Source organism: Micromonospora sp. NPDC005710, assembly GCF_040630995.1.
Classification (GTDB): domain Bacteria; phylum Actinomycetota; class Actinomycetes; order Mycobacteriales; family Micromonosporaceae; genus Micromonospora.
This window is the reverse complement of the sequence record NZ_JBEXYP010000021.1, coordinates 38,334-53,009: the sequence shown is the minus strand read 5'-3', so window position 1 is coordinate 53,009 and position 14,676 is coordinate 38,334. Positions and strand designations below refer to the sequence as shown.

Sequence of the window (14,676 nt, the reverse complement as noted above, 5' to 3'; positions counted from 1 at the left end):
GACCGGTCAGAAGTCGACCGGCGGCAGCTCCGGGCCACCGGCGGCGTCGCCCGCGCCGACCCCGACGCCGAGCTTCTCCAGGATCTTCTTCTCGATCTCGGCGGCCACGTCCGGGTTTTCCTTCAGGAACTCCCGGGCCTTCTCCTTGCCCTGGCCGAGCTGGTCGCCGTCGTACGTGTACCACGCTCCGGACTTGCGGATGATCGCCTGCTCCACGCCGACGTCGATCAGCGAACCCTCGCGCGAGATGCCCTTGCCGTACATGATGTCGAACTCGGCCTGCTTGAACGGCGCGGCGACCTTGTTCTTCACGACCTTGACCCGGGTGCGGTTACCGACCACGTCGGTGCCGTCCTTGAGGCTCTCGATGCGTCGCACGTCGAGCCGGACCGAGGCGTAGAACTTCAGCGCCCGACCACCGGTGGTGGTCTCCGGGCTGCCGAACATGACGCCGATCTTCTCCCGCAGCTGGTTGATGAAGATCGCCGTGGTGCCGGTGTTGCTGAGCACACCGGTGATCTTCCGGAGCGCCTGGCTCATCAGCCGGGCCTGGAGGCCCACGTGGCTGTCGCCCATCTCGCCCTCGATCTCGGCGCGCGGCACCAGGGCCGCCACCGAGTCGATCACGATGATGTCGATCGCGCCGGAGCGGATCAGCATGTCCGCGATCTCCAGCGCCTGCTCGCCGGTGTCCGGCTGCGAGACCAGCATCGCGTCCGTGTCGACGCCGAGGGCCTTCGCGTACTCCGGGTCGAGCGCGTGCTCGGCGTCGATGAAGGCGGCGATGCCGCCGAGTCGCTGGGCGCTGGCCACCGAGTGCAGCGCCACAGTGGTCTTACCGCTGGACTCGGGACCGTAGATCTCGACCACCCGGCCGCGGGGCAGGCCGCCGATGCCGAGGGCCACGTCGAGCGCGATGGAACCGGTCGGAATGATCGCGGTCTGGACGACCGGACGGTCACCCAGCCGCATCACCGAACCCTTGCCGAATTGCTTGTCAATCTGAGCGAGAGCAAGGTCGAGTGCCTTCTCCCGGTCAGGCCCTGCTGCCATGGTTGCCACCCCTGCCTTCGCCGGCGTCTTTGCTGAGCTTCGCGTCACGCGGACACGCTAGGCGCTAGGTCCGACAGAAAACCAGCCGACGGGCCGCGAGCTGTGGACGAGCACCCCGCTGTGGACAATAGCCGAACAGGTGTACGACTCGACAAGTGACACGCGGAAGGGGCGAAAAGGCTGCTCAGCGTAGTCGGGCGGGCACTCGGTCGGGGTATGCGGCACAGACCGCCCGCCACACCATGTGCGTCTGCTCCCCCGACGCCAGGGCCTGCTCGATGGTCCGTCCGCCGAGCTGGGACAGCACCTGATCGCGGGCGATGCTGGCCGCGTAGCCGGGCCCGAACGCCTCGTCCAGCCGCGTCCAGAAGTCGGTCAGCCGCACAGTTATCAGCCCTCCTCGTCCGGTGCCCTGGTCGGCACCGGGCGCAACGCTAGCGCCACCAGGGGCGCCGCCGCGACCGCCGCGAGCAGGGTGAGCACGGGATAACCGGCGAACTGCATGACAAACCCGCTCACCACGGCGGCCCCGGCCCCAGCCAATCCCATGATCAGGTCGCACAGCCCCTGGACGCTCGGCCGCACACCGGCCGGCACCGACTCGGACAGCAGTGTCGAGCCGGCCACCATCGTCCCCGACCAGCCCAGCCCGAGCAGGGCCAGACCGACCGAGAGCCGGGGCGTGTGGTGCCCGGCGGTGCCGGCGACCGCGCAGGCTGCCAGCAGCACCCCTACCCCACCGAGGATCACCGCCCGTCGACCGAGCCGGTCGGTGAGCCAACCCACCACCGGGGAGAACGCGTACATGCCGGCGATGTGCAGGCTCAGCACGATGCCGACCAGCCGCAACACGTCGGCGTCGGCGTGCGACTCACCGAGCCGGACCGGAGTCATCGCCATCACCGCCACCATCACCAGGTGACCCACCGCCACGGCGGCGATGCCGAGCCGGGCGGCGGGCTGTCCGCGTACCACCGACCAGGCGGCACGCATCCCGGCGGCGCGCGGCGCGCGGGCCTCGACCGGCGCGGCGGCCGCTGTCGCACCGCCCACCGCGGGCGCCTCGGTCGCCGGGGCGTCGGTGACCGGCGCCTCGGCCGCCGCGAGCCGCCGCGCGGTCAACAGCGGGTCGGGTCGCAGCAATCCGAGGAGTACGACAGCGGCCAGCACGAACGCGGCGGCGCTGAACGCGAACGGGCCGGCCAGCGGGGGCAGCCCCCAGCCGGTGGTGACCCGGTCGGCCAGCGCGGCGAAGTTCGGCGCGGCCACCGCACCGATGGTGGTGGCCCAGACGATCAGGGAGAGCTGTCGCCCCCGCCGGGCCGGCTCGGCGAGGTCCACCGCCGTGTAGCGGGCCTGCAGATTCGCGGCGGTGCCCCCACCGAAGAGCAACATGCCGAGGAAGAGCAGCGGCACCCAGTGGGTGGCCGCGGCCAGCACCACCAGCAGGCCGCCGACGGCCCCGATCGAGTACGCCAGGACCAGGCCCGGTCGGCGACCGTGCCGCGCCATGATCCGGGTGACCGGAACGGCGAGCAGCGCGGCACCGACCACCCCGGCGCTCTGCGCGACACCTGCCACAGCGGTCCCGGCGATCCGGGTCGCGAGCAGCGCGCCCACGGCGATGCCGATGGTCACGCCGATCCCGGCGATGATCTGGGTGGTGAAGAGCAGCCGAAGGGTCCGCCGCTGGATCGACGCGACGTCGGGTCGGGCGGCGGTACGCGGCAGGGTCAGGTCGGTCGCCATCGGCGCTCCTGTCGGAAAGGGTGGTTCATCCTCGCGCACCAGCACCGACCAGCGGCACCGGGTTTCACCGGAACGGGGTCGCCGCCGACGCGGCGCACGCCCGTGGTGCCCGGATGGGCGATGCCGGGGTGCTCGTGGTCGAACGGTTCGACGCAGCGTGGCACCGGGGCGACCTGACCGCGTCCACGATGGCCTGATCACCGCCAAGGAGGTGTTCAGCAAGATCACGGCGGGCGGCTGAGCCCTACCTCTGCGGTCCTGGCGCGGTCAGCCGGGTAGGGCGCGGGTGACGACGGTGAGGTCGGCGACCAGACCCTCGTACGCCTTGTCCTGGTCGTCGGCCCGCAGCACTGCCGACGGATGGATGGTGGCCAGCAGCCGGGCCGGCGGCGCGTCGGCCCGCTTTCCGGCGTCGTCCACGGGCACCTGCTCGAAGTCCGCCGGGTGCTGCGCCGACGCCGGCCACGGCAGCAACTCGCCCCGCTGCCGGGTGACCCGGAAGGACGGGCCGAGCAGCGCCTTGGCGGCGGTCGCGCCGAGCACCACCACGATCTCCGGACGCAGCCGGGCGAACTCCGCCACCAGCCACGGCCGGCAGGCGGTGATGTGCGTCTGATCCGGGGTCTGGTGGATCCGCCGCTTGCCGCGCAGCTCGAAGCGAAAGTGCTTCACGGCATTGGTGAGGTAGAGGTGACCCGGGTCCAGTCCGGCGTCGTCGACGGCGCGGCGCAGCAGGCGACCGGCCGGGCCGACGAAGGGCAGCCCCTTCTGGTCCTCCATGTCGCCCGGCTGCTCGCCGACGAGCACCACGCGGGCGCTCTCGTCGCCCCGGCCGAAGACCGTCTGCGAGGCGTCCCGGTACAGCTCGCAGCCCCGACAGCCGCCGGAGGCGGTGCGCAGGTCGTCGATGGTGTCGGCGTCGGACGGGATGAACCGCTGGGCGCCCGGAGCGCTACCGGTCTGCTCGGCCATGCCGACTGTTATATACCCGTTCGATGCTGACCGCCGGATACGCCCCGGCGCGCCTGCTGCTCCACGTCAGTACCCGTTACCGCCCCCGTCGCCGCCGGACGCGATAGCGATCAGCACGATGATGACGATGATGATCGCCACCGCAACCGCGATCCAGATCCCCTTACGAGCCCCACCAGACGCCATGTCCCCCACCTCCGGGCGCCCGCATACCCGTCCCGGCCGTCCCGAATCCCCGCGATCTTGCACTTTCTGCTCAGTCAAACAGGGGCCAATCCGACTTTCTGCCAACACCAAGTGCAAGATCGCGGAAACCGGGGGTGGGTGGGTCAGGTGGGGAAGCCCTGGGTGGGGGGTGGGTTTTCGGCGTGGGCCAGGGCGGCGGCCAGGGGGGCCAGGTCGGTGAGGTCCAGGGAGCTGACGGTGATGCGGAGGGCGGGCGGGGCGGCGATCCGGTACAGAGCACCGGGTGCCACCGCCCAGCCGGCGTCGCGCAGAGCGGTCACCGTGCTGGTCTCGTCCACGACCGGCAACCAGACGTTGATGCCGCTGCGACCGTGTGCGCTCAGGCCGTGCTCCGCGAGCGCGGCGAGCAGCCCTTCGCGCCGCTGCTCGTAACTGCGCGCCGCCCGCCGCACCGACTCGGTGACCGCCGGGTCCCGCCACAGGGCGAGCACCAGGCGTTGCAGCACCGTGGAGACCCAGCCGGCACCGACCCGGGTACGGCCACTCACCCGGGCCACAGTCGTCTCGTCGCCGACGAGCACCGCCAGCCGCAGGTCCGGACCGAAGGGCTTGCTCACCGAGCGGACGAAGGCCCAACTTCCGGTCGCACCGGCGAGCGGGTGCAGGGGTACGCGGGCCAGTTCGGCAGCGTGGTCGTCCTCGATCAGCAACAGGTCCCGGCGGCCGGCGAGCAGCGTCCGCAGCGCCTCGGCGCGCTCCGCGGAGACGGCGGCGCCGGTCGGGTTCTGCGCCCGGCTGGTGATGATCAGCGCCCGTGCTCCGGCGGCGAGCGCGGCGGCCACCCCGGCGACCAGCGGTCCCTCGTCGTCAAGCGGTACGCCGATCGGGCGCAACCCCAGCGCGGCCACCAGGTCGAGGAGGTTGGCCCAGCCCGGGTCCTCGACCGCCACCGCGTCGCCGGGGCGCAGGTGGGCGCCGAGCAGCCGCTCGATGCCGTCCAGCGCCCCGCCGGTGAGGGTCAACTCCCCGGCCGGTACGCCGTCGGCGCGCAGCCGGGCGCGGGCCGCCTCGGCCAGTTCGGGCAGCACTCCGGCGTCGGAGTAGCCGACCGACGGGCCGTCGGCGGCGGCGAGGGCCGCCAGGTGCGGGCCCAGCGGGGGAAGCAGCCGGGGGTCGGGTTCACCCCGGGTCAGATCCCGGGCGCCGGGCAACGGTGGGGGGCGCAGCGCGGAGCGGCGGGCGGCCACCGGCGGGCGGGGGCGCACCCGGGTGCCGTGCCGGCCGGCGGTGGCGAGCAGGCCGCGCTGGCGTAGCTCCTGGTAGGCGCGGGCGACGGTGGCGGGGCTGACGCCCAACTCGGCGGCGAGGGCCCGCACCGGCGGCAGGGCTGCCCCGGGTGAGAGGGCGCCGGTCCGGATGCCCGACTCGATGCTGGCCGAAATCTCGACGGCTGTCGTACCGGTGAGCTGATAGTGTGCTGACACAAACAAGAGATTGTACTAGAACAAAGGGGCGCGCGCATGTATCCACCCACCGCCCGGACCACACCCCACCGCTCCCGCGACAGGATGAGCTACGACCGGGCCGCCGCCCACGCCGTGCTCGACGAGGCGTACGACTGCGCGCTCAGCTTCACCGTCGACGGCCAGCCACGGGTGCTGCCCACCCTGCACGTCCGCATCGGCGACACGCTCTACCTGCACGGCTCCACCGGCAGTAGGCCGCTGCTCGCCGCCCGCGGCGACGACGACGGGTTGCCGGTATGCGTCGCGGTGACACTGCTCGACGGGCTGGTCTACGCCCGCTCCCAGTTCCACCACAGCGCCAACTACCGCTCGGTCGTCGCGCACGGCACCGCCCGACTGGTCACCGACGAGCGGGAGAAGCTCGCCATGCTCACCGCGCTCGTCGAGAAGGTCGGCGCGGGCCGCAGCACCGCCACCCGCCCGCCCAGCCGTCGCGAGCTGGCCGAGACCGCCGTCCTGGCGCTGCCCCTGCGGGAGGTCTCCGTCCGGGCCCGCACCGGCGGGGTCCGCGAGGACGACGACGACAGGCACCTGCCGCACTGGGCGGGCGTGCTGCCGCTGCGCCTCACCGCCGGGGCACCCGAGCCGGACGCCGGGGTCACCGCGCCGCTGCCGGCATACCTGCGGACGCCCCGTACGCCCTGGCACGACCCGGTGCCCCTGCACGGCGAGCACGTTCGGCTGGAGCCGCTGGAGGTGGCGCACACCGACGAGTTGCACACCGCCACCGCGGACCCGGAGGTGTGGCGGCACCTCAGCGTCGGGCCGCCCACCACGCCCGCCGACACCGCCGAGGTGATCGGCGCCGCCCTGGCCGCCCAGCACCGGGGCGAACGGGTCGCCTGGGTGCAACGGTGCGCGAAGACCGGAACGGTGGTCGGCAGCACCTCCTACTACGACATCGACCCCGAGCGGCGGGCGGTGGCGATCGGGCACACCCTCCTCGGCCAGCCCTGGTGGCGTACCGGGATCAACACCGAGGCGAAGTTGCTGCTGCTCAGCCGGGCCTTCGACGGCCTGGGCGCGGTACGGGTCGCCTGGCACACCGACATCCGCAACGTCCGCTCCCAGGCTGCCATCGAACGGCTCGGCGCGACCCGGGAAGGCGTGCTGCGGATGCACCGGCAACGCCCGGACGGCTCCTGGCGGGACACGGTGCAGTACGCGATGACCGTCGACGAGTGGCCGAACGCACAGGCCAGGCTGCGAGAAAGACTTCTGCGGACAGCACCGGTGGCGTGATGATGGCGGGCGTGCTGGGGATCACCGACATCTGGACGTACGTGCTGGGCACCGTTGCCATCATCCTGCTGCCCGGGCCGAACTCACTCTTCGTGCTCTCCACCGCTGCCAAACGGGGCGTCGCGGTCGGCTACCGGGCCGCCGGTGGTGTGTTCGTCGGCGACGGGGTGCTGATGTTCCTCTCCGCCGCCGGAGTGGCGTCGCTGCTCAAGGCGTACCCCCCGCTGTTCATGGTGATCAAGTACGCCGGTGCCGCGTACCTCGGTTATGTCGGGGTGACCATGCTGCTCGGGGCCGTGCGGCGCTGGCGCGACCGCAACGACCCGAACACGCCGCGGCTCATCGACGCCGCGGAGCCGGCGGCGATGCGCAGCCCGTTCCGCAAGGCGCTGGTGATCAGCCTGCTGAACCCGAAGGCGATCCTGTTCTTCATCTCGTTCTTCATCCAGTTCGTCGACCCCGGCTACGCCTGGCCGGCGCTGTCGTTCCTGCTGCTCGGGCTGATCGCGCAGGTGACCAGCGCGCTCTACCTGACCGCGTTGATCTTCGCGGGCACCTTCCTGGCCGCCCAGTTCCGCCAACGCCGCCGCCTGGCGGCCGGCGGCACCACAGCCGTGGCGGCTCTCTTCCTGGCCTTCAGCCTGAAGCTCGCCACCGCCAGCGCCGGCTGACCCCACCGGGCTCCGCCCCTGGCCGCCTGGCCGCCTGGCCGCCTGGCCGCGATCTTGCACTTTCGGTTGCCGGAATGCACGTTCTGAGTGGATTTGTTACAGCAGAAAGTGCAAGATCGCGGGAATGGGGCGGGAGCGAGGGCCGGACTAGGTTCCGTCGCCGCCGGAGCCGCCGCCTCCTATGCCGGCGCCGCCGGCGGTGCCGCCCAGGCCGTAGCCCGGTCGGATGGGCTCGTCGGGATGCCGGCTGACGTGGGCCGACCCGGCGATCTGCGCGGACCAGTCGGCGTGCGCGGCTGCGGCGGCGTGCCGGTTGATCGCGTGCCGGATCCAGCCGTCCACGGTGGCGACCCAGTCCCGCCGGTCGGCGTCCTCGTGCCAGATCCGGAACCGGCTGATGCTCTGGTGGGTGATTCCGGCCAGCGCCAGCTTGCGATCCATCCAGAGGATCGCCTCCAGGCCCGCCGAGTTCGTCACGAAGATGACCTCCATCTCGGTGATCGGGCCGGCGTAGAGGGGCCCCACCCAGAAGCCCCACCGCTGGTGCAACGGCAGGGCGTGCTCCACCCCCGGCAACCCGCCCTCGACCAGGCCGGCCTGACGGATCATGAAGCCCAGCGTGTCCAGCGCCGCCAGCACGTGCTGCTGGGTCGGGATCGGGTGCACGAAGACCGGCACCATGGCGCCCTGGTCGAGGTCGGGGTCGAGCGACACCTCGGTCCGCAGGCCCATTCGCAGGCTCAGCAGCGGCACCCCGCCGAAGGTGGTCACCGGGGTTTCCCACGGCAGGGGGAACGCGAAGTCGACAGCCCGTCGCCGACCGGCGGGTACGACGAACCGGCCGGCGATCGGTAGGTGGTGGAACTGCATGAGACGGCGGGCCCCGGCCGGGTCGTCCGGCTCCACAGTGGTGACGAGGCCGAGCCGGATGTGCCGCACCAGCACGTCGTCCGGGCCGGCCGCGAGGGTCACCCGCCCGGGCAGGCGCAGGCCCGGCCGGGTGCTCGGGTTGGGCAGCGCGGTCTGCACGGACAGCCCGGTCCGCCCGGACTCCGGTGACACTCCCGTCAGCCGCACCGCGCGCCCCCTTCCGGGACGGGGCTCCGCCAGCCCCACCAGGCACGCCTACCCGGACGGGCACCACTCAAGCCCGCCCACGCCGAGCAGCGCCCTCCGGCCGAGCAGCACGGCAAGCCCGCCCACGCCGAGCAGCCGCCGGCCCGGCCGCACTTCGCGAGTACGGCCGGGTCGGGCGGTCAGCGCATCCGACGCCCGCGGGGCACGGTGTCGGTCTCGTCGTCGAACTCCCCGATGACCTCCTCCAGGAGGTCCTCCAGGGCCACGAAGCCGATCGGTCGGGCCGGGCCACCGCCGTTGCGGACCAACGCGAGTTGCGACTGGCGGGCCCGCATCGCGGCCACCGCCTCGGTGACCGAGGACGTCGCGGGCAGTGTGAACGCCGGCGTCATCAGCTCACCGGCGGTGGCGACCCGGCCGGTGGTGACCACCCGTACCGCCTCCCGGACGTGCACGAGCCCGCACACGTCGCCCGCCTCGTCGAGCACCGCGAGCCGGGATCGGCCGCTGCCCCGGCTGACCTCCTCGATCCGCCCGGCCGGGTCGTCCCGACGGACGGTGACCATGGTGGCGAACGGTTCCATCACCTGCGCCACCGATGTGCCCTGCAACTCCAGCATGCTGGTCAGCAGTTGGTGCTGTTCGGCACCGAGCAGCCCGTGCTCACGGGACTGTTCCAGCAGCATCCGTAGCTCGTCCGGGCCGTGCACCTGGGCGAGCTGGTCCTGCTGGTTGACCCCGAACAGCCGCAGGATCGCGTTGGCCAGGGCGTTCAGAGCGGAGAGCACCGGCCGGGAGACCCGGGCGAAGGCGCGGAACGGCAACGCGAGCAGCGTCGCCGAGCGCTCCGCGTCGGTGATCGCCCACGACTTCGGCGCCATCTCCCCCACCACCAGGTGCAGGAAGGTAACCACCCCGAGAGCGAAGATCAGGGCGACCAGGTGGCTGGCCGCGTCCGGTAGGCCCACCGCGTGCAACAGAGGGCTCAGCAGATGCTCGATCGCCGGCTCGGCCAACGCGCCGAGACCCAGGGTGCACAGCGTGATGCCCAACTGCGCGCCGGCCAGCATCAGCGACAGTTCGCGGACGCCGTCGAGGGCGGCCCGGGCCGCCCGACCACCGTTCGCCGCCGCCTGCTCCAGGCGGTAGCGCTTGCTGGCCACCAGGGCGAACTCGGCGGCCACGAAGAATCCGTTCAACGCCAGCAGGATCACCGAGCTGAAGAGTGCGATCCCGGGGCTCATCGGTGCTGTCCTTCAGTCGCGACCGCGGGGCTCGCAAGCTCGCTCCTCGCGCTCATGCGGTCACCCCCGGTTTGGTCAACTGCAACCGCACCGAGTCGGCCACGTGCCGGTCCACGGCCAGCACCTCGACGAGCGCCCGCGGCTCCGCCTCGCTGTCCTCGCCGTCCGCCCCCTGGGGTTGCAGGCTGATCTCCAGCCGGTCACCGACCTCCGGTACGCGGCCCAGTTCCCGCATCACCAGCCCGGAGAGGGTGTCGTACTCCGGGGCCTCGGGCAGGGCGATGCCGGTGCTGTCGGCGACCTCGTCGATCCGCCAACGGGCCGGCACCACCCAGGAGCCGTCGTCCTGCCGGGCGGGTGCCCGGTCCGGTGGGTCGTCCTCGTCGCGGATCGGGCCGACCAGTTCCTCGGCGATGTCCTCCAACGTGATGACGCCTGCGAAGCCGCCGTACTCGTCGACCACGCACGCCATCTGCCGGTGCCCGGACCGCAGGCGGTCGAGCACCGTGGGCAGGGGCAGGGTCTCCGGTACGAGCAGCGGCGGCCCGGCGACCGCACTGACCGGGGTGGTGGCCCGCTCCGCCGGGGGTACGCCGAGAACGTCGGCGATGCCGACGATGCCGAGCAGGTCGTCGACGCCCTCCGCGCCGCGTACCGGGAAGCGGGAGTGGCCGGTGTCCAGCAGTTCGACGACCCGGCTGACCGGTTCGTGCGCCCGGACGGTGTGCACGTCGACGCGCGGCACCATGGCCTCGCCTGCGGTGAGTTCGCGGAAGTCCAGACCTCGGTCGAGCAGCGTGGACATCTCGGCGTCGAGGCTGCCCTCCTCGCGGGACTCGGCGATGATCTGTTCCAGGTCGGCCGGGGTGGCGCCGCTGGGCAGTTCCTCGATCGGTTCGATGCCGAGGCGGCGCAGCAGCCGGACCGAGGCCCGGTCGAAGAGCCTGATCAGCGGCCCGGCGACGGCCAGGTAGATCAGGGTGGATCGGCTCAGGGCCCGGGCCAGTCGTTCGGCCCGGGCGATGGCCAGGTTCTTCGGGGCCAGCTCACCGAGGACCATCTGCACGATTGTGGCGATGACCAGGGCCAACGCCACCGACATCGGCAGGCTCACCGCTTCGCTGACGCCGGCCAGGCCGAGCAGGTCGGCGAGACCACCGCCCAGGTACGGCTCGGCGACGTAGCCGACCAGCAGCGCGGTGACGGTGATGCCGAGTTGGGCGCCGGAGAGCACGAAGGAGAGCCGGCTGGTGACGGTCAGAGCCCGGGCGGCGGCCTGATCGCCGTCGTCGGCGAGCTGGCGCAGCTTGCCCCGGTCCACGGCGACGTAGCCGAACTCCTGCGCCACGAAGTATCCGGTGGCGGCAGTGAGAACGATGATCAGAAGGAGACCAACGACGATCAACACGGGTTGCTCAGGGCTCCCGGGGTCGTCGGTACGGGGATATGCCGGGCACGACCCGGCTGGCTACTGCTGCCCTCCTGGGCAGAAGAGTCGATCATGCCGCCATTTTATCCGCGCTGGCTGGGACTCCGCTGGGGGTGGGCCGAAGGAGCGAAACGTCCGGTTCGGCGGTCGTCACGCCGGCCCCGCCGACCCGCCGCCCGGTCCGCGTTCGGCCAGCTCGTCGGCGTCGAGCAGGCCCCGGTCGAGCCGCCCCGACCGGTACGCGGCCCGCGCGATCATCTGCGCCGCGACAGGCGCGGTCGCCAACTGGAAGACCGCCACGAGCAGGATCATGCCGAGGTCCGCCGGGGACCGCAGCCGCAACGCGATGCCCAGCAGCAACAGCAGCACCCCCAGCACCTGCGGCTTGGTGGCCGCATGCATCCGGGACAGCGCGTCCGGGAAGCGCAGGACGCCGATCCCGGCCGCCAGGCCGAGCAGTGCGCCCGCCACCAGGCAACCGGCGCCGAGCCAGTCCGCGATCGTCGCGATCACTGCTGCTCCCGGACGGCGAAGCGGACCAGCGACACCGACCCCACGAAGCCGAGCAGGGAGAGCACCACCAGCACGGGCAGTGTGGTGGCGTGACGGTTGACCGCCGCCTCGGCACCCACCGCGGCGACCATCGTGGCGAGCAGCATGTCCGCCGCGATCACCCGGTCCACGAGCGATGGGCCACGGTAGAGACGGGTCAGCGCGAGGAGCGCGGTGACCGACAGCAACACGGTGAGGACGACGGCCAGGAACGTGGTCACGGGCGGGTTCCCTTCTCGGGTGCGGTGACGTCGAGGCGGCGCAGTTCGGCGGTGGAGCCCACCGCGCTGACGATTCGCCGCTCGACGGCGAGCGTGCGGTTCCGGGCCACGTCCAGGTCCGCCGGACCGTGGGTGTCCAGGACGTGCAGGTAGAGCGTTCCGGAGTCCCGGTCCACCTCGAGAATCAGCGTGCCCGGCACCAACGAGACCGCCTCGGCGGTGAGCGCGAGGTTCAGGTCGGTGGCCACCCGCAACCGGACCGCGATGATCGCCCCACGCGGGCGGTAGCCGGGCTGCACGGCGATCCGGGCGATGTGCAGGCTCGCGCTCACCAGTTCGACGGCGAACCGGCCCGCGAACACCAGCAGCGCCCGTGGTCGCAACCGGCCACCGAAGCTGACCGCCGGCAGCGGGAAGAAGACCAGCACGGCCGCCCCCACCAGCAGGCCACCGACCAGGTTGGCCCAGTTGATGTCGCCCCAGAGCAGGTTCCAGACCACCACCAGCCACCCGAGCGCCACCGCCTGGTCCCGCCAGCGCCCGAGCCGTCCCCGCCCCGCCGTGGCGGGCCGGGAGTCGTCGGGAGCCGGCTCAGGGGAATCGGTCACGGCACACCGCCCGGCAGGACGGCCCGCACGTACGGGGTGCGCAACCGCAGGTCGGCGGCCGCGTCGGCGGTGACGTCGAAGAGCGGACCGGCCAGCACTGTCAACGCCAGCCCGAGCGCGACGAGGGCCACCGTCGCCCCCACCATCAGCTTCGGTAACCGGACGACCGGCTCGCTGGTGGCCAGCCGGGGCGCGCGCCAGAAGGCGATGTTCCACACCCGGGACGCCACGTACAGGGTGAGCAGGCTGGTGAGCGTGCCGGCCGCGACCAGCACCCCGGGCAGCGGGCCGCCGGTCGCCACCCCGGCCTGGAGCAGGCCGAGCTTGCCGAGGAAACCCGAGAACGGTGGTACTCCGGCGAGGTTCATGGCCGGGATGAAGAAGAGCACACCGAGCACCGGGGTCACCCGGGCCAGCCCGCCGATGCGGCGCAGGTCGGTGCTTCCGGCACGCTCCTCGACCAACCCGGCGACGAGGAACAGCGTGGTCTGGATGGTGATGTGGTGCACCACGTAGAAGATCGCGCCGGACAGCCCGGCGGCGGTGCTCAACGCCACCCCGAAGATCATGTAGCCGATGTGACTGACCAGTGTGAACGAGAAGAGTCTCTTCATGTCGGACTGGGCCACCGCACCGAGGATGCCGATCACCATGGTCAGTCCGGCGACGACCATGAGCAGCACGTGGGCACGCCCGCCCGGAAACAGCAACGTCTCGGTGCGGATGATCGCGTAGACGCCCACCTTGGTGAGCAGGCCCGCGAAGACGGCGGTGACCGGCGCCGGCGCGGTGGGGTAGCTGTCCGGAAGCCAGGCCGACAGCGGGAAGACCGCCGCCTTGATCGCGAAGCCCAGCAGCAACATCAGCTCCAGGGCCAGTCGGACCCCGTCGGGCAGGTCGTCGAGGCGCTGGGCGAGCTGGGCGAGGTTGAGTGTGCCGGTGGCCGCGTACACCAGACCCACCGACGTCAGGAAGATCATCGAGGAGAGGATGCTCACCACCACGTACGTCGACCCGGTCCGGATCCGGGTCGCGGTGCCCCCCAGGGTGATCAGCACGAAGCTGGCGGCCAGCAGAATCTCGAACCCGACGAAGAGGTTGAACAGGTCACCCGCCAGGAACGCGTTGGTGACGCCGGCGGTGAGCACCAGATACGTCGGGTGGAAGATCGACACGGGCGTGGTCTCGCTCGTGTCGCTGCGCCCCTGCCCGATCGAGTACAGCAGCACGCAGAGGGTCACCGCCGAGGAGACCACGAGCATCAGCGCGGCCAACTGGTCAGCCACCAGGACGATGCCGACCGGTGCCGGCCACCCCCCGACCGCCACCACCACCGGCCCGTGCCGGTACGCCTGCACCAGCAACACCACCGCCACCGTGAGCGTGCCACCCAGGCACAGCACGCTTATCGCGCGCTGAAGCCGGGGCCTGCCGGCCAGCAGCAGGGTCAGCGCCGCACCGAGCAGCGGCACCACCACCGGAAGCGGCACCAACATGTTCATCACGAGGCGTCCCTCCGTCGCAACCGTCGGCGGGCCGGCTCGGGATCGACCTGTTCCGAGTCACCGTTCGGGCCCTCCCCGCCGCGATCGACGGCACCCACCTCCTTACGACCGGCCCGACCGATGATCTGCCGGTCCTCCAGGTCGTCGGGGACCTCGTCGTCGCCGGAGAGATACCAACTGCGGTACGCCACCGCGAGCAGGAACGCGGTGAACCCGAACGTGATGACGATGGAGGTCAACACCATGGCCTGCGGCAACGGGTCACTCATCCGCTCAACCGGCCCGGTGCCGACGACCGGCGCACCGCCCGACCGCCCGCCCAACAGGATCAACAGGTTCACCCCGTTGCCGAGCATGATCACCCCGAGCAGGATCCGGGTCAGGCTGCGCTCCAACAACAGCATCACCCCGCACCCGACAAGCACCGCGACGGCCAGCACCAGCACCAACGTCGGCCCCGCACCGCTACGCGTCACGGCACTGTCTCTGTTCGCGACTGCGGGGCTCGCAAACCCGGCTCACTCCTCACGCTCACGGCGCCACCTCTGTTCGCGACTGCGGGGCTCGCAAACCCGGCTCACTCCTCACGCTCACGGCGCCACCTCTGTTCGCGACTGCGGGGCTCGCAAACCCGGCTCACT

General features: G+C 71.9%; 16 protein-coding genes. 3 read left to right on the top strand and 13 right to left on the bottom strand.

Annotation, left to right across the window (positions count from 1 at the left end; translation table 11 throughout):
- Positions 1-6 precede the first annotated feature (6 nt).
- The 3 genes from recA to ABZ406_RS24650 all read right to left on the bottom strand — a co-directional run bounded on the left by recA (position 7) and on the right by ABZ406_RS24650 (position 2,802).
- A complete protein-coding gene (gene recA, locus ABZ406_RS24660) occupies positions 7-1,053 on the bottom strand; it encodes a recombinase RecA (RefSeq protein ID WP_053656326.1) in 1,047 nt (348 codons plus the stop codon).
- A gap of 184 nt (positions 1,054-1,237) precedes the next feature.
- Positions 1,238-1,438 (bottom strand): DUF3046 domain-containing protein, encoded by a 201-nt coding sequence (locus ABZ406_RS24655; protein WP_238681837.1) that lies wholly within the window; start codon positions 1,436-1,438, stop codon positions 1,238-1,240.
- A gap of 5 nt (positions 1,439-1,443) precedes the next feature.
- Positions 1,444-2,802: an MFS transporter gene (locus ABZ406_RS24650; RefSeq protein WP_357765985.1), complete on the bottom strand. Its 1,359-nt coding sequence runs from the start codon at positions 2,800-2,802 to the stop codon at positions 1,444-1,446.
- A 20-nt stretch (positions 2,803-2,822) separates the two neighbouring features.
- Here ABZ406_RS24650 and ABZ406_RS24645 point away from each other — a divergent pair, with 20 nt between their 5' ends.
- Positions 2,823-2,999 (top strand): hypothetical protein, encoded by a 177-nt coding sequence (locus ABZ406_RS24645; RefSeq protein WP_357765982.1) that lies wholly within the window; start codon positions 2,823-2,825, stop codon positions 2,997-2,999.
- Between the two features lie 70 nt (positions 3,000-3,069).
- Here ABZ406_RS24645 and ABZ406_RS24640 read toward each other — a convergent pair whose 3' ends face one another.
- Both ABZ406_RS24640 and ABZ406_RS24635 read right to left on the bottom strand, forming a co-directional pair.
- Positions 3,070-3,774, bottom strand: coding sequence for a UdgX family uracil-DNA binding protein (locus tag ABZ406_RS24640; RefSeq protein ID WP_357765979.1), 705 nt, complete (start codon positions 3,772-3,774; stop codon positions 3,070-3,072).
- 329 nt (positions 3,775-4,103) lie between these two features.
- Positions 4,104-5,444 (bottom strand): aminotransferase class I/II-fold pyridoxal phosphate-dependent enzyme, encoded by a 1,341-nt coding sequence (locus ABZ406_RS24635; RefSeq protein WP_357765976.1) that lies wholly within the window; start codon positions 5,442-5,444, stop codon positions 4,104-4,106.
- Between the two features lie 36 nt (positions 5,445-5,480).
- Between ABZ406_RS24635 and ABZ406_RS24630 the strand changes: the two genes are divergently transcribed.
- Positions 5,481-6,728: a bifunctional pyridoxamine 5'-phosphate oxidase family protein/GNAT family N-acetyltransferase gene (locus tag ABZ406_RS24630; protein ID WP_357765974.1), complete on the top strand. Its 1,248-nt coding sequence runs from the start codon at positions 5,481-5,483 to the stop codon at positions 6,726-6,728.
- Positions 6,728-7,399, top strand: a complete 672-nt coding sequence (gene leuE, locus ABZ406_RS24625; RefSeq protein WP_328650461.1) for a leucine efflux protein LeuE — start codon at positions 6,728-6,730, stop codon at positions 7,397-7,399. Before ABZ406_RS24630 ends, leuE begins: the two co-directional genes overlap by 1 nt.
- A gap of 147 nt (positions 7,400-7,546) precedes the next feature.
- Here the strand turns inward: leuE and ABZ406_RS24620 are convergent, their stop codons facing one another.
- From ABZ406_RS24620 to ABZ406_RS24585, 8 genes are all read right to left on the bottom strand, one after another.
- Positions 7,547-8,476, bottom strand: a complete 930-nt coding sequence (locus ABZ406_RS24620) for a sporulation protein (RefSeq protein ID WP_357765971.1) — start codon at positions 8,474-8,476, stop codon at positions 7,547-7,549.
- 179 nt (positions 8,477-8,655) lie between these two features.
- Entirely contained in the window at positions 8,656-9,720 is a 1,065-nt protein-coding gene (locus ABZ406_RS24615) for a hemolysin family protein (protein ID WP_357765968.1), read from the bottom strand.
- 52 nt (positions 9,721-9,772) lie between these two features.
- Positions 9,773-11,128, bottom strand: coding sequence for a hemolysin family protein (locus ABZ406_RS24610; RefSeq protein WP_357765966.1), 1,356 nt, complete (start codon positions 11,126-11,128; stop codon positions 9,773-9,775).
- A 171-nt stretch (positions 11,129-11,299) separates the two neighbouring features.
- On the bottom strand, positions 11,300-11,659 hold the full coding sequence (gene mnhG, locus ABZ406_RS24605) for a monovalent cation/H(+) antiporter subunit G (protein WP_357766149.1): 360 nt from the start codon (positions 11,657-11,659) through the stop codon (positions 11,300-11,302).
- On the bottom strand, positions 11,659-11,922 hold the full coding sequence (locus tag ABZ406_RS24600) for a monovalent cation/H+ antiporter complex subunit F (protein WP_357765964.1): 264 nt from the start codon (positions 11,920-11,922) through the stop codon (positions 11,659-11,661). Before ABZ406_RS24600 ends, mnhG begins: the two co-directional genes overlap by 1 nt.
- Positions 11,919-12,530: a Na+/H+ antiporter subunit E gene (locus tag ABZ406_RS24595; protein WP_357765961.1), complete on the bottom strand. Its 612-nt coding sequence runs from the start codon at positions 12,528-12,530 to the stop codon at positions 11,919-11,921. The genes ABZ406_RS24600 and ABZ406_RS24595 overlap by 4 nt, the downstream gene beginning before the upstream one ends.
- Entirely contained in the window at positions 12,527-14,032 is a 1,506-nt protein-coding gene (locus ABZ406_RS24590) for a Na+/H+ antiporter subunit D (protein ID WP_357766146.1), read from the bottom strand. The genes ABZ406_RS24595 and ABZ406_RS24590 overlap by 4 nt, the downstream gene beginning before the upstream one ends.
- Positions 14,032-14,511, bottom strand: a complete 480-nt coding sequence (locus ABZ406_RS24585; RefSeq protein ID WP_357765959.1) for a Na(+)/H(+) antiporter subunit C — start codon at positions 14,509-14,511, stop codon at positions 14,032-14,034. The genes ABZ406_RS24590 and ABZ406_RS24585 overlap by 1 nt, the downstream gene beginning before the upstream one ends.
- Positions 14,512-14,676 lie beyond the last annotated feature (165 nt).